The following is a 17,955-nucleotide window of genomic DNA, read 5'->3' on the forward strand; positions in this document are numbered from 1 at the left end:
CGCGGCACGGCAGCCGGGCCGGCGGCGGCGGGGGGGACCTCGCCGCAGGTGACCTTGTCGCCGGCCGCCGCGACCACCTCGTCGCCGAAGCCGCTGGCGCGATTGACGTCGATCGAATCGACAGGGTTGTCGAATTGCCGGATCGAAGCCGGCTGCCCTCCAATGGCAGAGTCCGGCATCGAGAACCGCGGCTCGCGGAATGGCCGGACGGCGCGCTGCTCCAGCGCTCGGACTGGAAATGAGCGGTGTCGGCGCGCACTCCCCCCGCAGCGCCACGCTCCACCAGAATTCTTTTACCCGCATGATCAACTCGGCGGCGAGCGGGAATGCTCTCCGGAGCGAGTCGACCGTCGTGCCCGGTCGACTGCGCCGGGTCCGGCAGGGTCTTACGCCGAATTTTTTATGCAGAATGAAGGCGAGAACGCACATGAGACACCATCGAATTCTCTTGACTTCGGTCCTTGTACCGGCATGCGTCGCACTGGCAGCTTGCGTCGGTGAAACCTCGGACGGCCCCGGCGCGAATACCGGCGGGTCCGGCAGCACGGGTGGAGAGGCCACCAGCGGGAGCGCCGGCGGTGGGACCGCCACCGGCGGCTGGACCACCGGAACCGGAGCGGGGGGCGCCACGAGCGGCGGCCCCGTCACCGCGGGCACGGGCGGCACGGGCAGCGGCGATGCGGCAGGCACGGGCGGCGCGGGCGCGGGCGTGGGCGGCGGCGACGCGAACGACCACCCGTATGACCACTGCCTGTACGGCCACCCTCCCCACCCGAGCGACTCCAGCCCCACGATGAAGGACGGCCCCGCGGAGTACTATCCGCCCGGCAACGACGATCCGAACATCGTGGACCTCACGGTGCAGCCGGAAGTGCTGGAGTACATGTATGAAAACGCCTGGCAGATTGCCCACATCGAGTGGCACGCGATCCGCGGCTGCAGCCTTCCGGGCGGCAGCCTGTTGAGCAAGGTGGGGATCTGCGACTACAAGCAGCTGGTCCCGGAAGATCAGAACTGCCAGACCGGCGGCGACGGATATCAGTTCCTGGTGTTTCACCGCCACATGATCCAGGCGCTGAAGCAGCTCTGGCCCAACCATAGCGAGCAGTTCACGGGCTTCGAGAAGTTCCCGACCAAGGCGGAGGACGTACCGCCCCAGTGGCGCTCCGCGTGGAAGGACTGGGATCCGCAGATCCTCGAGGCCGGAAAGATCGGCGACGAGATCGACAAGCCCGAGAACCTCGCGAGGTTCAAGGACGAAGGCGAGCTCGGCTTCTGGCTCCAGTGCAACGTGGGGCAGAAGCTGAGGGGTGCGACCAACATGCCGTGGGTGGGCCTCCACTTCGTGCTGCACGCCAAGTGGGCGCGGCCGGGCAACACGAAGCACGGCGTGAACAACACCGAAGCGAACATCGACAACTACATGTTCTGGAAGCTCCACGGCTGGATCGACAACGTGTGGGAGAAGTATCGCCGCGCCAAGGGGTTGATGCCGGACGATCAGAAGTTGAAGGATGATCTCGTGACGCAGTGTCGCGAGATGGACACCTACATCAGGATCGTCAAGGAGAAGCTGCCGCCCGAGGAGGTCCCGGCCATCGACGAGCCTTTGCCGGAGGAGTCAGGGTTCTTCCACGAGAAGGTGCGGCCCATCCTCGAGAGTCAGAAGAACCTGTGCAGCGGCTGCCACGCCGAGACGGGCGCCAATGCGCGGCTGACGCTCGGCGGCCGCATCAGCTCCAAGGAGATCGTCGAGGGCCTGGTCAACGTCCCCTCCATCCACGGCGGCCAGTTCAAGCTCGTCGTCCCGGGTGATCCCGACAAGAGCTGGCTCTACCTCAAGGCCGCCGACAAGGCGGGCGCCGCGGGTTGCCAGCCGACCGCCGACGCGCAGTGCATCCCGGGCGTGATGCCGCCCGGCACGAGCGGGCCGACCCTCAGCGCGCAGGAGCTCGAGATCCTGCGTCAATGGATCGCGGACGGCGCCGCGGGCCCGCCCTGATTCCTCGCCCGCGCCCCCCTGGTCTCAGCCGGCTCGCGACGTCCGTCAGACAGAGCCTATAGCCCCGAGGTCTCGACGAGCGCCAGGATCACGGCGCCGACGCCGTACGAGACGTCGTCGCGGAGCTCGACCCGCGCATAGTCCTCCAGCCGGCCGACCGACGTCGGGCCGGAGATGCCGGTGACCACGGGGCGACCGGCCCCGTCCTCCACGATGCGCGCGCGCACGCCGGCCATGGCGCGCTCGATCGCGCCGCGCACCGACGCGTCGAGGAAGCCGTACCGCAGGCCGCGCGCGAGCCCGACGGCGAACAGGGCCGTCGCGCTCGTCTCGAGGTAGATCTCGTCCGGGCGGTTCATGATCGTCCACCAGAGCCCGGTGTCCGGGTCCTGGGTGCGCAGGATCTCCGCGACCTGCCGCTCGAGCGACCCGGCCACGGCGCCGTCCTGCTCGCCGCGCGCGGCGCGCGCGCGCAGGTACTCGTAGCCGGCCGCCGTGACCCAGGCGTTGCCGCGCGCCCAGTACACGCCGGGATCCTGGGGCGTCGCCCAGTTGTACGCGTGCCGGAAGAGCCCCGGCTCGTCCTGGAGGAGCGACGCGAAGAGGGTGTATTGACCGGAGAACTCGTCGAGCTCCCGCCCGCCCTCGGCGCGCTCGCCGGCGCGGACGAGCACGTTGCCGAACATGAACAGCGAGTCGACCCAGAGCGTGGGCTCGAACAGCGGCGACACGCCGAGGTGGTTGATGCCGCCCTGCTCGGTCCGGCGCGCCTCCTCGCGGAGGTAATGGAGCACGTCGCCGACGACCTCGCCGTAGCGCGCGGCGCAGGTCTCCGCGTGGAGCGCGAGCGCGGCGGCCGCCGGCGGGCAGCGATCGCTCGTCGTGATCTCGTAGCCGCGCTCGATGTGGCGGTCGATGTAGCGGAGGTAGTGGTCGCGGTACGGGGCGTGCTGCGTCACGCGGTAGAGGTCGACCAGCGCGAGCATGATCGTGCCCTCGCCCCAGTCCCACGGGAGCGACTCCGGGGGGTGCTCGGCGATCCAGCGGTCGGCGATGGCGCGCGCGAGGGCCACGTCCCCGGAGCCGGGGGCGCGCTCGCGCGCGAACGCGTCGTCCGGCGAGGGCTGCGTCGGGCTGCACGTCGCCGCGGAGCCGCCCGGCGCCTCCGATCCCGAGCAGCCGGCCGCCGCGACGGCGCCCGCCACGGCCGCGGCGGCGAGCAGCGCGCGGCGGCGCGGCGCGCTCCTGGCCGCGCGCGTCCCGCTGGAGCCGTTCGCGATCGCCATCTCACTCCTCCACGGCGACGGCGCCATCTCACTCCTCCACGGCGACGGGGGGCGCGTCGGGCGCCGTGATCCGGGGCGCGCCGTCGACGAGCACGCGCGTGCCGCGCGCCATCAGCGCGAACGGCCGCTCGCCCTCGAGCCGCAGCACCACGAGCTCGGCGTCGGTCTCGAGGACCCGCCCTCCGGGCAGCGTCAGCGCCTCCGCGGCGCCCCGGCGCCGGAGCACCGCGACGTCGGTCGCGCCGTCGCCCTCGATCCGCCACGCGACGACGCCGGGCCCCGCGTCGAGCGGCGCCGCCGCGAGGGGCGCGTCGGGGCCCTCGTCCGCGCCGACCTTGTAGGGCAAGAGCAGCGTCAAGAACCCCGGCGCCTCCGCCTCGACCGTCGCGTCGATGACCGCGTGATCGGCGGCCCTCCGGTCCATGTCGAACTCGTGCACGTGGGGCGCGGTGAGCGGCGAGTACGGCGGCTCCACGACCGCGAGCCCCGGCGCCGTCGACTGCACGCGCGCCTCGACGCCCGCCCGCGGCCGCTCCCAGCGCGCGCCGTCGGCGAGGAGCTCGAAGGCGCCGCCCGAGCTCCGGCCCGCGTGGCCGTGCAGGCGGAACGCGTGCGCCCGGGCCGCGGGGTGCGTCGTGGCCAGGCGATCGCCGATCACGAAGTAGCGGCCGTCGACGAAGACCACGGAGCGCTCGACGTGCGTGTCCTGGTAGTCCTGGTGCGCCTCGGCGTACTCGACCGCGACGCCGTCGTGGGTGTTGCGGATCCAGGCGTCCGCGTCGCCGAAATCGGTGAGGAGCCCCTTGTCGGGCGCGGCCTTGCCGTCGATGAGGATCACGTTGTGCGACGGCGCGGGGCTGGTCCTCGCGTTGGCGAGCGCGTCCGGCTTGTAATAGCCGGGGTCGATCAGGAGGTACTCGCCGTACGCGGCGAGCGAGAACGACGTGCCGTCCACGTGATCGTGGATCGCCTTGCGCGCGGCGCCGTGCTCCGCGACGAGCAGGAGCCACCGCGCCTCCTCGCCCCAGTCCGAGCGGAAGACCGCGTGGCCCGCGTCCGGCAAGAAGCGCGTGAGGAAGGGCGGCTCCTCGGCGGGCACCGCGTCGTCGACGTAGAGGAGGTGATGGGCGATGAGGTCGCCGCCGAACTCCATGTCACGGGGCTTGTCGCGGTTTCGCTCCCAGTCCCAGCGGTACACGCCGCTGCCCCCGAACGACGTGAGCAGCGCGCTCCCGTTCAGGGTGTCGAAGACGCCATCGTCGACCGGGGGGCGGCTGCCCCAGGGCAGCCGCAGCGAGAGCGACCAGTCGACGGCCTTCGTGAACAGCCCGCCGCGCAGCGGGAGCTCGAGCGAGGCCGGCTCGCCGTCGACGCAGCCGTGCCCGGCCCAGGGGTCCTCGTCGGAGCGCGTGCGGCAGTCGCGCGTGAACGGCGCGGGCCCCCCGAGCGCGTTGTCGAGCGCGATGAAGAACGCCGCGGTCGGCGCCCAGGCGAACGCGAAGTAATACGGGCCCTCGGAGACCCCGCCGTCGGGCTGCACGTACCGGCCGTCCGGGCCCCAGAGGTGGTCGAGCTCCGAGAGCGACCAGTTCCACCAGGCCTCGGCCGCCGGGTGCCCGGGGAACGCGAGCGCCACGTAGCCGATCGCGTCCGCGGTGCGGATCGGGTGGTTGTTCTGCGCCATGCGGAGCAGGACATCCCGATAGAAGCCGTCCTCGAGGTACCTGTCGAAGAACTGGCGCGTGATCTCGGTGATCTTGCGCTCCGCCTCGGCGGCCTCGCCGGGGGGGAACCACGGGGTCGCGCTCAGGAGATCCCACGCGTTCGTGTACCCGATCAGGGTCTTCGGCATCCGGATGTTGATGTCGAGGACCGTGTTCGTCTCCCAGTCGGTCTCGAGGCGGCGGAGGAACTCGCGCGCCTTCTCGGCCGCGGCCCGGTCCTCGAACGCCCAGGCGAGGAAGGCGTTCGCCTGCGCCGTCGACGCGTTGTCGCCGTTCGTCCGGTGGTCCCACGAGGCCGGCTCGGGCTCCTCCGCGTACGCGCGGGCGGCGACGCGCCGGAGCGCGGCGAGGATCGAGGCATAGGGCTCGCGATCGACGCGCGCGAGGAGCCGCTCGCGGTGCTCGGGGCGCGCGAGGAGCCGCGGGTGGACGCCAGCGCCCTGCCGGCCGCCGGGATCGAGGTCGCCCGCGCCGCACGCGGCGGTGGCGAGCGCGAGCGCGAGCGTCGTGAGCGCCCCGCGGAGAGACGTCATGGAACGAGGTGAGCCGTGGGATCGTGAGCGCATGGCGGCGAGTCGAGGACCGATGAGGAAGAGGGGGAGTGGCTGCGACGTGGCACAGCGTATCAGCTCGTGCGGTCCCGGGTCTCTGCGCGCGGCACGCGGCCGTGGGGCCGATCACCGCATTCCCGTCCATGACAATCTTCGCAGGATCGCGCGTGACCGCGCGCGCTGGAAAGGCCGCGCTCGGTGCAGGCCAGCGACGTGGTCTCCAGCACGCGCGAGCACGCGCGCCCGCGATCGGCCGGCTGTGAGGGGCGGAACCGCCCTGGATGGTGCGATCCTGCGCGGGCGTCCGCCTGCTGTGGCAGAACGCGACGTGGGCGATGGAGCGAAGGGACCTGTCCCGCGGGATCCTCGATGTCCCAGGCTGCTCTGCTGTGCGGCCTCCCCCTTGCATTGCCCGGCGGTGCTGGGGGAAATCGAGGAGGTCTGGAATGGCGACCGAGCAGAAGCAGGGAATGCGCAATCAGGGACAGCAGGGGGCCGGCATGCAGGAAGGCCGCACCGAGAGCAGCGTGATCCCCGACAAGGACTACAACCTGGTCAGCGTGCTCTACCACGCGCTCCAGGGCGCGGAGACCTACGCCAGGTACATCCAGGACGCGAAGCAGCAGGGAGATGACGAGCTCGCCTCGTTCTTCAGCGAGGTGCGGCAGGAGGATCTCCGCCTCGCGGAGCGCGCGAAGCTGCTCCTCGGGCAGCGGCTGAGCGGCGAACGGCAAGCCGGCGCGCGCGGCAGCGCCTAGGCGGCGCCCGTCGGACGAACGGAAGGGCGAGAGGCGCCGGGGAGATCACGGTCTCCGGGCATGCCTCTCGCCCTTCGCTGTCCGGAGCGCAGAGGTCGAGCGCGCGACGGCGCGCGTTCCATGGCGCGGGTGGCAGCGAGCGTCCCCACCGCCGCGCGCTCGTGGAGCGCGCCCTTGCGAACGCACGGCCCGCGACGGGACGAGGTGCGCGCTGCGCCTCGACGAGGGCGGCGCGCCCAGGGTGACGAGGGCGGCGTATCACGTATCACGGCCCACACCCCCTATGAGCGACAGACCTCGAAGGTTCTCCTCGTAGCCGAAGCACTGTTATCGCTCGGGCTCTTTATCCCGAGCTTCTACCGTTTCAAGCCCATCGGATTATTTCGGTAGACCGGACTATCTCATCATCTCCCAGTGGTTGCCACAAGGGAGATGTCGGGCGCTCGTGGGGTCATTACCGCTTTCGCTCGGACCCTAGTCTCTGAACCTTGTCGACCCCTTGGAATCCAATCCTCCGTGTCGACCTTGGCTGCCGGTTGTCCGGCCCCGGATTTTCCGGCAATTCACCCGATTTTCATCCGCCGCTCACGCAACGGTGGGCCTCACCAAGCCAGCCCCTCGAGATCGAGCCGATGTCAGGGCCCTCCTCCCTGGTTGTCAAGCTCCGCCGCTCCCCGGTGTTCGAGGGGCCTCGCATTCTTCGCTTCCGCCGCCCTGTGGTGGTTCCGTTGTATCAATTACATCTAGCACCGGTGCGTAGGACGCCGTCCGTGGGTCGTACGGATAGACGAGCGCGCTACGATACATATACACGCTGGGAGTCAAAAATCGTCCCAGCTGCACCAACAGCGCGAGAGGTGCCGTGCTGACGATATGAAAAGCAGCTGATGGGCTCTGCTTTCGCAACTCTTCGGGCGCACTGCGGACGGCCTCGCCAGCGCTGTAGGCCTCGGCGGGCGTGCTCTGCGGCGACGCCGATCGCTGGCGCAAGCAGGCGATGCGACCAGCCCCCACGTCCCTCGCGAGACGCAGTACACCGTCCTCCTGGATCGAGCGGATTTCCTCGATCACGAAGATGACATCCGGACTCTCGTGCTCAAGCGTGATCTGGTCCAGCTTCTGAAAAAGGCTCAATCGCCGGAATTGACACATGGGCCGCAGGTGCCGAGAACAGCATCCAGTCACCGGCCGCGGTATCAAACTGATAAAGGTAGAGAGGTACGGCACGAGCGAGCTGGTCAAGCTTCCGTCCTAGCAGCACGGCGGCCGCATAGGGCGACATGACGAACACGTGCGGAGCGCCCCGAAGCCCGGCTCGGTCCCGCTCGATGCCTAGTTCAATTTCCCGGACCGCTCGGCTCCAGGCAGCCCGCGATACGGGCACCTGCCGCAGCTCTACCGCGGTGACGCCGGCGCGCACCTGGGGATCCGGGATGCGGATCACGCGTTCAACGGAGAGCCACGCTGGGGCCTCAAATGGGGCATCAAACTGCATCAATACGGCTCGATCCACATCAACGACATGAGCCTTACTCCTGGTCCGAGACTCCCACTCAGCAACACTCGCACATTGCACACATTCAAGAAAGCCCTCATAAGCCTCCGTGAGCGAACCGAGCCCGCGCTCCAGCTGCTCAACCACGGCGATCCGCTCATCGTACGAATAGTAGGTACCATGGGGAACATGCAGCGACTCAAAGTACCGGACCCAATCACAGCCCTCGTTCCCATAGAGCTCAAGAAAGAGCTTGGAAAATGCACCAGCGGCACGTTGCACCCACTCGCCTCGGAGCGCCTTCTCTCCAGGCTCCACGCGAGCCAGGAGGGGCAAGATCGCGAGTGGCTCGGGCGCTATCCGTCGATGCATCTCGAATGCCTGCCGAGAAACCTCGACGGCTCCGGACAGCGACTGATTATTGGGAGAGAACACGACGACGAGGCGACTCGGCAAAACAACAGTCGTGATGCTACCAATATCGGTCAATCCGGTGCGGGCATCCAGCATTACATAGTCGTAGCGGCGCCGCCACTCTGCCCGAAGAAGGCCGAACACTTCAGAAAATTCCTGATAGAACCCTTGCCAATCGAAGCAGCGCGCTCGCTCCGCGTGCGCCTCGTCAAAGTGGCCAGCGGGAACAAAGTGGATCCTCGCCGGCGCGGGAGAGCTGGGCGAAGTCAGGTCGATGAGGTAACCGAATCGATCTGAGTCGAGCAGCTCGCGCACGATTTTCCTGCACTTCGCGAGGTCTTCGACGGAGTCGGGGCTGAAGCTCCCCGTACCGCGAAATGTGCTCGCGAGCCGCGCGCGCAACTCCTCGAACAACTCGGCCGGCCTTGAGCCGCAGCGGGGTAAACCCGCGGAATGCGACGAGCCGAGACGATGGCGACATCGGCACCATGACATGCGCGGTGCGCGCCGACGACCAGCGACTCAGGCACCAGGAACCGTACCGCTCGCCAGGGCCGCAGCCCACGCGGACAAGGAGACGACCTCAGGTGCTCGTTCCACGACCTCGGATCACCGCGGGGGCGCGCGCCGCGCCGCGAGGGTGAAGCCGAGCGCCTCGGTGGGATCGGGCAGCGCGCGGTCCAGGACGCGGGCGCCCGCGGCCACGGCGAGCATGGCGGGCGCGACCAGCGGCAGCGTCCAGGCGCGCGCGCCGCCGCCTGTCGCGGCCTCGTGGCCCAGCTTGCCCATCGATTGCGCGATGCCGCCGAGGCGCGCGACGTTCAGCGCGAGGTAGCTGTTCACCTTGTGGCCGAGCAGGCTCCAGAGGCTGCCGTGGGGGTGAATCTCCTCGACGACGAGGCCCGCGCGGCCGCACAGCGCCCGCAGGCCGTGGGGGCTGAAGCGAAAGTAGTCGTGCGGCTCCTCGTGCAGCCGGAAGGAGAAGGGCGCGCTGAGGATGAGGAGCCCGTCGGGGCGCAGGACGCGCGCCATCTCGGCGACGAGCGCCCCCGGCTCCGGGGTGTGCTCGAGGACCTGCACGCTCAGCACGGTGTCGAAGCTCGCGTCCGGGAAGGGGAGCCGCTCGCCGTCGTAGAGCACATCGGCCTTGCCGCGCGAGACGGCGGCGGTGGCGTCGAAGGTGGCCTGGTGCTCCACGCCGAGGTACTCGCGCACGTGGGGGCGGAACAGGCGCTCGTACGGCTTGTCGCCGCAGCCCACGTCGAGCAGCCGCCCGCGCGCGCGGGGGGCGAGGCGCGCGAGCGAGTCGACCACGTGGGTGAGCTGCAGATCGACCCAGTCGGCCGCGGCCCGCGCCGCGCGGCCGAGGGGCGGCCGCCGGAGCAGGGTTTGCAGGAGGGCATTCACCCGCGCCACGTAACATGGCCGCGGGGCCTGCGCACCGGCGCCGGATCCGGGTCCGCGCGGAGCGCGGTCATCGCGGGCCGTCCGGCTTCGTCGCCGGAGACGGACGCTGCCCGCGCGTCGCGGGCAATGGCCTCCTCGCCGAGGCCTCTCATGCCAAGGCCTCCGTGCTATGCGTCGTTCCATGCCGCTCCCCACGCACCCCCGCGCCGTCATCACCGGGGCCGCCTCGGGCCTCGGCCGCGCCCTCGCCCTCGAGCTCGCGGGGCGCCGGGCGAGGCTCCTCCTCGCCGACCTCGACGAGGAAGGCTCCCGCGAGACCGCGCGCCTCGTCGCCGCGGCCGGGGGCGAGGCGCACGGGGTCCGCTGCGACGTGAGCCAACGCGATGACGTCGCCGCGCTCGTGGGCGAGGCCGATCGCGCGCTCGGCGGGGTCGATCTCCTCGTGAACAACGCGGGCGTCTGCGTCGGCGGCCAGGTCGGCGAGATCCCCCTCGAGGACTGGGCGTGGGTGATGGGCGTCAACCTCTGGGGCGTCGTCCACGGCTGTCACGCGTTCGCGCCGCGCTTCAGGCAACAGCGGAGCGGCCATATCCTGAACATCGCGTCCGCCGCCGGCTTCATCTCCGTGCCCGGGCTCGCGCCGTACTGCGTGACCAAGGCCGGCGTGGTCGCCCTCTCCGAGACGCTGAGGCTCGAGCTCGCCGAGCACGGCGTCGGCGTCACCGTGCTGTGCCCGACCTTCTTCAAGACGCGGATCGTCGAGAGCGGGCGCGGCCTCGACGCCGCCGCCAGGAGCGCCGCCGAGAAGCTCATGGGGCGAAAGGGCCTCCAGGCCGATTACGTCGCGCGGCTCGCCATCGAGGCGGTCGACGCCGGCCGCCTCTACGCCATGCCCCACCGCGACGGCCGCTGGGCCTGGCGGCTGAAGCGCGCCGTGCCCGAGCTGCTGCACGACGTCGTGCTGCCCCGGATGCTGCGCAAGGTGCTTTGACGCGGCGCCCGCCGCCGGGAGCACGGGCGCGCCTGATCACGGCGACGGGCCGAGGGGCGCCTCGAGGTCGCTCCTCATCGCGCGAAGCTGCGCGCGGCGCCGCCCTGCGAGCGCGGCGAGCGCAAGCGCGAAGAGCGCCGCGCCTCCAGCGCGCTCCTCACCGCCGGCCGTCCGGCAGCCGCAGCCATCCGACGAGTTGCCCGAGCCGCCGCCGCTGCTCGCCGTCGAAACACCGGCCCCGGGCTCGCCGCCTCCTCCGCCGCCGGCACCCGCCGCCGGGTCGCCGCCTGCGCCGGCAATGCCGCCGCCGGTACCTGTACCTCCACCGCCAGCGCCCGCACCGCCGCCACCGGCCGCGCCCGCACCGCCTCCACCGGCCGCGCCTGCACCGCCGCCACCGGCCGCGCCCGCACCGCCGCCACCGGCCGTGCCCGCACCGCCGCCACCGGCCGCGCCCGCACCGCCGCCACCGGCCGCGCCCGCACCGCCGCCACCGGCCGCGCCCGCACCGCCTTCGCCCGCATCCGCACCGCCTCCACCGCCGGCGCCCGCACCGCCTTCGCCCGCATCCGCACCGCCTCCACCGGCCGCGCCTGCACCGCCTTCGCCCGCCCCCGTACCGCCGCTGCCGGCCGCGCCTGCGCCGCCTCCACCGGCCGCACCCGCGCCGCCGCTGCCGGCAGCACCACCGGAGCCGCTGGCCCCGGCCGCACCCCCGCTCCCGCCCGCGCCACCATGACCGCCGCTGCCGCCTGCGCCGCCCGCTCCGGAGACCGGCGGCTCCGGCGGCATCGACCCATCCGCTGCGAGGAAGCTCAGCCTGATCGCCGTCCCGAGCCTGTCGACATCGGACCGCGAGTACGCGAGGAGCCCGCGCGCGTTGCCGGACGAGGCGACTCCGAAGTCCCAGCCACGGCTCGCGCTGAAGGTGACGCGGGCGCCGTCCGCGACGTCGCCCTTCACCGGATCGAGCGCGCGATCGAAGCGCCGGAGGCGCAGGGAAGACCCGCTGTCTTCGCCCTGGTACAGCACGACGCAGAACGCCTCGCCGTCGAAGAAGAACTCCGAGACCGCGCGGTCGGCGGCGCCGCGCACGAGGACCTTCTCCGTCCCGGCCACGGGCAACCCGCTCTCGGCGTCGACGAACACCCCTTCGCAGTCGCCCGTGTCGAGATCGCGGCTGATCACGGCGAGACGGGTCCCGTCCGACGCAGCGAACGGCGTCGCGTGCTTCTCGGCGATCAGCGTGCCGCCGAGCAGCGCGCCGGTGCGCGAGCGCACGCGCACGGCGACGACGTCCGGGGTGATCCGCCCAGACGCTTCCGCCTCGCCGACATAGAGGAAGGTGCGTCGCTCGGGCGGGAGCGCGTAGTCGGCGACGACCCGCGGACGCGAGTTGGAGACCTCCCGATGCCAGCGCACGCCGAAACCTCGGATCGCCGACTCGCCCGCAGGCAGCGGGTCGGGCGCGACCAGGTCGCCGTCGTTGTCGAGCCGGCCGTGACGGCTCCCCCACGCGACGCCGTAGTAGCTGCCGCTCCAGGTGACCTGGGTCTTGAAGGTCTGCCCCGAATCGAAGACCAGCCAGCGTTTCTCCGCGCCGAGCGTCCCGTCGGCGCGCACCTGGCGGGCGTGACTCGAGGTCCCTCTCGCGTCGCTCGAGCTCCACATGACCAGGTAACTGCTGCCGTCGGAGCTGACGGTGGGCGTCCAGCCGACGCCGATCGCGAGGGGGGGCGTCGAGGTACGCGCCGGTCGCCGGATCGATGCGCGTCGCCAGGATCTCCGGCGCCTGCCCGTCCTCGGGCGAGCGCCGCTCGAACACCACGAGGTAGCCATTGCCGTTCGAGGCGACCGCCGGCGCATAGCGGGCGCGGCTCCTGAAAGCCACGTCCCTGTCCTGGCCGAACGTCGCGATGCGCTCATCGGCGGAGCGCGTGCCCGGGCGCAGGAAGGTCTCGTTGTTGACGAAGAGACGCTGTCGCCGAGGGTCTGAAAATCCAGCGTCGGGTAGTTGTAGAGCGTCTGCGGGATATAGGCCAGCAAGGTAGGCCTCGACCCGATGGGCAGACCGGTCGTCAGGTCGATGCGCTGGGCATGCACCTCGCTGAGGTCTTCGCCCCAGCTCGCCACCACGTCCCCGCCGATGATCGTCACGTCGAACTTGCCCGTGAGTCGGTGCTCGAGGCGCCGGATCACCTTCACTCCCGACAGCTCGTTGAACGTATCGTCGGGATCGAGCGGCTCGCCCGTGGCGGCATCGATGCGCGAGCCGTAGACAGCGCTCTGGTCCGCCCACACGAGCTGGTAAACGCCGTCCTTGTAGACGCCAAGCGGCGAGTCACTCCCGTTGTAGCGAGAGAACTCGATCGGGGCCGGGTCGAGGGCGGCCCCGGTGGCCTCGCTGATCCGCAGCGCCTGTCCGTAGCCGGCCACGAGGTACTGCCCCGCGCCCGGGGTCAGAGAGCGCGCCAGGCTCGAAGGGAGGATGACGGGATCCCCCACGGGGTTCAACTCCGCGTCGTAGAGGCGCGCCTCGCGCTCCGATCCGGCGGTGGGCACGAGGAAGAGGTAGCTCGCGCCCGTGGTAGCCATGTGCGCCGGCGGAACGGCGGGCAGGCGCGGCGTCGGATCCTCGAGCACGCGGCCGTCGCTCCCGCGGATTCTATGATAACGGACGTCGGGGTCCGGCCGGTCTCGAGCGGTCACGACCAGAAATTCGTCGTCGCGCGCCAGGACGCCCAGCACCAGCTCGGCCACCCCCAGCCGGATGCGCGGCGTGTCCACGAGCGCCCCGGTCCCGTCGACGCGGGTCGCGAGCACGGTGGAGCTCGAGCTGGAGAGCTTGTGCACCGCCAGGCAGCGGTGGGACCCGCACGCGAGCTTGAATGTGCCCGGCGGCACGGGGTAGAAGTCGGTCGGGTAGGGCTCCGCGTCGAACGGCCCTGAAACGCGGACTTCGAGCGCGGCCGCGGCCTCCGCCGTCGGCTGCTGCCGCTCCGTCCCGCAGCCCGTCATCGCGAGCGCGGCGGACAAGCACGAGAACAACGCAGGGAGGCAAAGCGATCGTCACATGATTGCATGATCGCACGCGCCCGGGCTGCACGTCTACCGACGGATTGAATTGGTTCAATTTTCTCTCAGCGAAAGAACCCGAAGCGGCTTGCGCCGAAGGCCTCCTATCGATAGCATCGGCACGACAAACGCGCGCCCTCGTCGGCGGCGCCAGCGCTAGAGGAACTCGGACATGCGTCGATTTCAGCATCGCGCCTTCGTGGTCGCGTCGATCTCTCTGGGACTGCTCGCGGCCATGCCAGCGCGCGCGGCGTCCGTGGTGGCGGTGAGCCGGGCGACCTGGGGAGCGAGCGGCGTCCCGGACTACGTCAACATGAACATCTACGTCCCGGACCAGCTGGCCGAGAAGCCACCCATCGTGGTGGCCAGCCACTCGTGCAGCACGCCGGTGAGCGGGTTCTTCAACAGCATCTCGGGTGTCCGCGCGGCGGCCGACAGGAACGGCTTCATCATCATCCTTCCGGAGGCCACCGGCCGAAACTGCTGGGACGTGGGCTCGACGAAATCCCTGACCCACGACGGCGGCGGCGACACGCAGGCCGTCGCTCAGATGGTCAAGTATACGCTCGAGAAGTACGACGGCGACCCGGAGCGCGTCTACGCGATGGGCGGCTCATCCGGAGCGATGATGACGCAAGCCCTGCTGGCGGTGTACCCGGACATCTTCAGGGCTGGCTCGGCGAGGGCGGGGGTGCCCGCCGGGTGCTGGGCGGACGGCTTCGACCCGAGCAACCAGTGGAGCGGCAACTGCGCGGGCGGCAGGACGAGCAAGACGGCGCAGCAATGGGGAGATCAGGTCCGCGCGATGTATCCTGGCTATACGGGACATCGCCCCCGCCTCCAGCTCTTCCACGGCACGGCGGACGCGACGATCAGCTACAAGAACCAGGGCGAGGCGATCAAGGAATGGACGAACGTCCTGGGGTTGAGCGAGGGCCCGACCTCGACCGACACCACGACCTCGAACGGGACCACCTATGAGCGCCAGTTCTGGAAGAACGAATGTGGCCACACGGTGCTCGAGGCCTGGTCAGGACAGAACGGCGCGCACTCCATGCCGTACGAGCACGACGCCATCGTCGCGTTCTTCGGGCTCGACAAGGCCGGTGGTGCCGATCCGGAGACCGATTGCTCGGGTCCTGGCGACAGCGGCGGCACGGGCGGCTCGGACGGCTCGGGCGGCGGCGCCGGGGGCGATCAGAACGTCGGCGGCGCCGGACCTGCTGCGGGGAGCGGCGGCGCCGCGGGCGACGGCGGAGGCGCCGACGGGGGCGCCAGCGCCAGCGCCAGCGCCGGCTCTGGCGGGCAGCCCGCTGGCGGCGGCGCGGGCGGCGCAGGCGGCGCGACGGGCGGCAGCGCCCCGAGCGGCGCCGGCGGCAACACCGACCCTGGGGCGGGCTCAGATCCCGTATCTGACTCGGGCGGCTGCGCCTATGCCGCCGGCAATGCGATGCCGAAGAGCGCCCACGCAGCGGCCGTCGCCATGGGCCTCGCGCTGCTGACGTTCCGTCGCCGGAATCGGAGTGCCAGGACGAGGCGCTAGGGCGCCTTCACTCCACCGTTCGCGGGGAGGTCCGCGCTCTCGCGAGCGCGGACGCGCGACCTGCTCGCGCCCTCACCGCGCCCCCGCCGCGACGCGCGCGAACGCGTCGGGAAAGAGGCCCACCTCGGCCTCGCTGCGCGTCTCCAGCGTCTCGGGATCGAGCCGGAGCACCTTGCCCGGCGTCACGGTCTGATCGCCCTCGCAGACGATGAAGAGCCCGTGCTCCTCGTCGAGCTCCGCGAGGTGCGGCCGGAGGCATTCGTCGCGGATGTTCCGGGACACGGGGGCGCCGGCGTCCGGGGTCACGCCGATCCGCACGATCGTGTCGGGCACCTGCGTCGGCACGTAGAGGACGCTCCCGTCAGCGGTCCACGCGCCGAAGTAGGGCGCGCCGATCGTGAAGATCGTCCTGGACTCGTCGAACGTCCCCGACGCGACATCGAAGAAGCGCACCTCCCTGCTGTCCGTGTTGCTCACGGCGATGGTCTTCTGATCGGGCGACATCATGACGGCGTACGGACCGTAGGACGACGCGTGGGCGTCGGACGACAGGTCCGGCCCGACGGGGACGAGCTTCACCTCGGCGTCCGGATCCGTCAGGTCGACGATCGCGAGGGCGTCGTCGCCATAACAGGCGACGTAGGCCCGGGCGCCGTCCGGCCGCGAGAGGGCGATCCCGTTCGCGGCCCGGCAGACCGGGATGAGCGTCGGCGCGGCCGAGCCATGAGGCGAGACCGCGTCGGGTTCCAGGACCGCGAGCGATGAGCGCGCCGCCTCGAGGTCCCCCGGGTTGTCGAGCGAGCGCTTGAGATCGAAATGGGAGACGACCACACGCCCGCCGTCCTCCGAGATCACGACGTCGCCCGGGTTGGCCTCGACGCGCACCTGCCCGAGGATGCGCAGGTCGTCGAGCGCGAGCTTCTGGACGTAGCCGGCCATCACGCTCCCGCCGTGCACCGCGTGAGGGCCGCTCGCGCCGGCGACGTCAGGATACGACAGCGCGATGTAGAGCGCGCCGCCCGCGGCGTCCACGGCCACCCGGTGAGGCCCATCGATCGTCACGGGATCGCGGCCCACGGGGCGGACGCCGAACCGCTCCCCGGTCTCGAGCGCGATGAGGGAGATCGTATCGGAGAGGCTGTCGGTCACCACGCCCATGCCGCCGTCCGGTATCACGATCTCCGGACGCCGGTTCGGATAGGCGTCGCCCTCGTAAGCACCGTAGCGGTATTCAAGGATGGGATCGGGGCCGCTGCAGCTCGCCAGCGTCGCCGCCGCGAGCGCGCAACCCAGGAATCGCGCGATGACCATGGATGACCTCGAGACGAGCGCCGCCAGCCCGGACACGCCGCATTCTACCAGCCGCCCGCGCTGGACGGGGTTCGCCCTACCACGGATCCGGCCGCCCGTGCGCCCCAGGAGGCGCCCGGCGGCGCGGCGATCGCGCGGTGCTCGGCGCACCACGCTCGTTCCGGACCCTCGGGTTTCGCGCCCCGGCGCCGATCATCGACGCCGGCTCTACCGCCTCGATGAACATTTCCTGATCAGGAGCCAAGGAGGACGCCAACCCCGCCGGTCATGCCGAGCCCGAGCGAGCCGCTCTGCTGGAGGGTCACGCCGCTGGAGGGTCACGCCGCGCGATCCCTGGATGCTCGAGATCCTGAGCACGAGCTCCGGGGCCATGTGCAGATAGATGTGCTCCGTGGGCCGGTAGACGAGGCCGAGATCGACGACGCCGATCCACGCGCTCATCGAGCTCGACACCCCCTGCGTCGACGTCGAGTCGGCCTGGCTCGCGCTGTACCCGAAGCCCGCGCGCGGCCACAGCGCGAGCGGCTCGCCCAGCGAGATGGCATAACCGACGCGCGGCACGACGGAGATCGCGAAGGAGTCGCCCTCGATTCGTGTCGCTGCGCCGCCGGTGTCGGGCAGCCGGAACGCGTGGCTGGTGTAGGAGAAGCCGATCGTGCCGCCGACGGAGAACCGGTCGGTCACGAACACCTCGACCGACGGCGAGACCCAGGCGGCGTGGGTCCTGGACGAGAGGCCGTCCGGCGCGCCCTGGCCGCCGCTCTGGGTCTCCGAGAACGTGTAGCCGAGCACCCCCGTATACCCCATCGCGCCCCAGGAGCCGTCGAGCGGGCTCCCGGCGGTCATGTTCGGCCCGAGATGACCGCCGTTGGTGGTCAACCCGACGAGGTGATCGAGGGCGACCTGCCCGGCCCCCCCGAAGCGGGATCCCGCCGGATCGCGCGCGCGCGCCCGCCTCCTCGGCGCGGGCGGCGCCGGCCGCGGAGAACGTGGCGAGCGTGATCATCAAAACGACGAGGCAAACACGGCGAGAGCGATGACAGGCCAGCATGAATCCCCTCTCGATATCCAGGCCAGCGGTCGCTGACCGCAATGGAGACGAGCGCAGATCGGCGCGCTCCGCCGGAGACCGCCGGCGACGCCCCCGCGCCTGCCCTCGGTCCGCCGCCATCAACGCCGGGTAGCCGGTCTGACTTTCCGCCATCTTGTCAATCGTCCTCGCGAGTTCGAGCCCGACGAGACCTCCTTTGGACCCCGCTCCCGAGGCGGACGTCGTCGCGCGGATCCGGGGGCGCCGCGGCGCGCCTGGCGCTCGATCACGGCCGCGCGCCTCTCCCCGGGTGCGTGGGCCCTCCGCGTGTTATGTCGTCACGGTCGCCCTCCGAGGAGGAATCACCA

General features: G+C 71.0%; 12 protein-coding genes. 4 read left to right on the forward strand and 8 right to left on the reverse strand.

Annotated elements, in window-relative coordinates; genetic code table 11:
• Nucleotides 1–448 precede the first annotated feature (448 nt).
• On the forward strand, nucleotides 449–2,002 hold the full coding sequence (locus WMF31_RS31580; protein ID WP_436605501.1) for a hypothetical protein: 1,554 nt from the start codon (nucleotides 449–451) through the stop codon (nucleotides 2,000–2,002).
• Between the two features lie 56 nt (nucleotides 2,003–2,058).
• On the opposite strand, the gene WMF31_RS31585 is transcribed toward WMF31_RS31580, so the two are convergent.
• A complete protein-coding gene (locus tag WMF31_RS31585; RefSeq protein WP_436605502.1) occupies nucleotides 2,059–3,288 on the reverse strand; it encodes a glycoside hydrolase family 88 protein in 1,230 nt (409 codons plus the stop codon).
• 28 nt (nucleotides 3,289–3,316) lie between these two features.
• Nucleotides 3,317–5,545, reverse strand: a complete 2,229-nt coding sequence (locus WMF31_RS31590; protein ID WP_436605503.1) for a heparinase II/III domain-containing protein — start codon at nucleotides 5,543–5,545, stop codon at nucleotides 3,317–3,319.
• A gap of 464 nt (nucleotides 5,546–6,009) precedes the next feature.
• Here WMF31_RS31590 and WMF31_RS31595 point away from each other — a divergent pair, with 464 nt between their 5' ends.
• Nucleotides 6,010–6,321, forward strand: a complete 312-nt coding sequence (locus tag WMF31_RS31595; protein ID WP_436605504.1) for a hypothetical protein — start codon at nucleotides 6,010–6,012, stop codon at nucleotides 6,319–6,321.
• A gap of 657 nt (nucleotides 6,322–6,978) precedes the next feature.
• Here the strand turns inward: WMF31_RS31595 and WMF31_RS31600 are convergent.
• From WMF31_RS31600 to WMF31_RS31610, 3 genes are all read right to left on the reverse strand, one after another.
• Nucleotides 6,979–7,455 carry a hypothetical protein gene (locus WMF31_RS31600; protein WP_436605505.1) on the reverse strand — a complete coding sequence of 159 codons (477 nt, stop codon included), beginning with the start codon at nucleotides 7,453–7,455 and terminating at the stop codon, nucleotides 6,979–6,981.
• On the reverse strand, nucleotides 7,418–8,644 hold the full coding sequence (locus WMF31_RS31605; protein WP_436605506.1) for a hypothetical protein: 1,227 nt from the start codon (nucleotides 8,642–8,644) through the stop codon (nucleotides 7,418–7,420). Before WMF31_RS31605 ends, WMF31_RS31600 begins: the two co-directional genes overlap by 38 nt.
• 195 nt (nucleotides 8,645–8,839) lie before the next feature.
• Nucleotides 8,840–9,637: a class I SAM-dependent methyltransferase gene (locus WMF31_RS31610; protein ID WP_436605507.1), complete on the reverse strand. Its 798-nt coding sequence runs from the start codon at nucleotides 9,635–9,637 to the stop codon at nucleotides 8,840–8,842.
• Between the two features lie 181 nt (nucleotides 9,638–9,818).
• On the opposite strand from WMF31_RS31610, the gene WMF31_RS31615 reads away from it, so the two are divergent.
• Complete coding sequence (locus WMF31_RS31615; protein WP_436605508.1) at nucleotides 9,819–10,628, forward strand: SDR family NAD(P)-dependent oxidoreductase; 810 nt, start codon at nucleotides 9,819–9,821, stop codon at nucleotides 10,626–10,628.
• Nucleotides 10,629–10,664: 36 nt separating this feature from the next.
• Here WMF31_RS31615 and WMF31_RS31620 read toward each other — a convergent pair whose 3' ends face one another.
• Nucleotides 10,665–13,676, reverse strand: coding sequence for a hypothetical protein (locus WMF31_RS31620; RefSeq protein WP_436605509.1), 3,012 nt, complete (start codon nucleotides 13,674–13,676; stop codon nucleotides 10,665–10,667).
• A 199-nt stretch (nucleotides 13,677–13,875) separates the two neighbouring features.
• Here WMF31_RS31620 and WMF31_RS31625 point away from each other — a divergent pair, with 199 nt between their 5' ends.
• On the forward strand, nucleotides 13,876–15,246 hold the full coding sequence (locus tag WMF31_RS31625) for an extracellular catalytic domain type 1 short-chain-length polyhydroxyalkanoate depolymerase (RefSeq protein WP_436605510.1): 1,371 nt from the start codon (nucleotides 13,876–13,878) through the stop codon (nucleotides 15,244–15,246).
• Nucleotides 15,247–15,318: 72 nt separating this feature from the next.
• On the opposite strand, the gene WMF31_RS31630 is transcribed toward WMF31_RS31625, so the two are convergent.
• Together WMF31_RS31630 and WMF31_RS31635 are read right to left on the reverse strand one after the other, a co-directional pair.
• Nucleotides 15,319–16,557 carry a YncE family protein gene (locus WMF31_RS31630; protein WP_436605511.1) on the reverse strand — a complete coding sequence of 413 codons (1,239 nt, stop codon included), beginning with the start codon at nucleotides 16,555–16,557 and terminating at the stop codon, nucleotides 15,319–15,321.
• A gap of 207 nt (nucleotides 16,558–16,764) precedes the next feature.
• A complete protein-coding gene (locus tag WMF31_RS31635; protein ID WP_436605512.1) occupies nucleotides 16,765–17,403 on the reverse strand; it encodes a hypothetical protein in 639 nt (212 codons plus the stop codon).
• Nucleotides 17,404–17,955: the final 552 nt, after the last annotated feature.

It is taken from the genome of Sorangium sp. So ce1036 (genome assembly GCF_051369805.1).
GTDB lineage: Bacteria > Myxococcota_A > Polyangia > Polyangiales > Polyangiaceae > Sorangium > Sorangium cellulosum_F.

Coding starts and splice junctions, on each gene's coding strand:
- WMF31_RS31585 (WP_436605502.1), bottom strand. CDS start 3,288: ATGGCGATCGCGAACGGCTCCAGCGGGACGCGCGCGGCCAGGAGCGCG.
- WMF31_RS31590 (WP_436605503.1), bottom strand. CDS start 5,545: ATGACGTCTCTCCGCGGGGCGCTCACGACGCTCGCGCTCGCGCTCGCC.
- WMF31_RS31595 (WP_436605504.1), top strand. CDS start 6,010: ATGGCGACCGAGCAGAAGCAGGGAATGCGCAATCAGGGACAGCAGGGG.
- WMF31_RS31615 (WP_436605508.1), top strand. CDS start 9,819: ATGCCGCTCCCCACGCACCCCCGCGCCGTCATCACCGGGGCCGCCTCG.
- WMF31_RS31625 (WP_436605510.1), top strand. CDS start 13,876: ATGCGTCGATTTCAGCATCGCGCCTTCGTGGTCGCGTCGATCTCTCTG.
- WMF31_RS31630 (WP_436605511.1), bottom strand. CDS start 16,557: ATGGTCATCGCGCGATTCCTGGGTTGCGCGCTCGCGGCGGCGACGCTG.
- WMF31_RS31635 (WP_436605512.1), bottom strand. CDS start 17,403: ATGACCGCCGGGAGCCCGCTCGACGGCTCCTGGGGCGCGATGGGGTAT.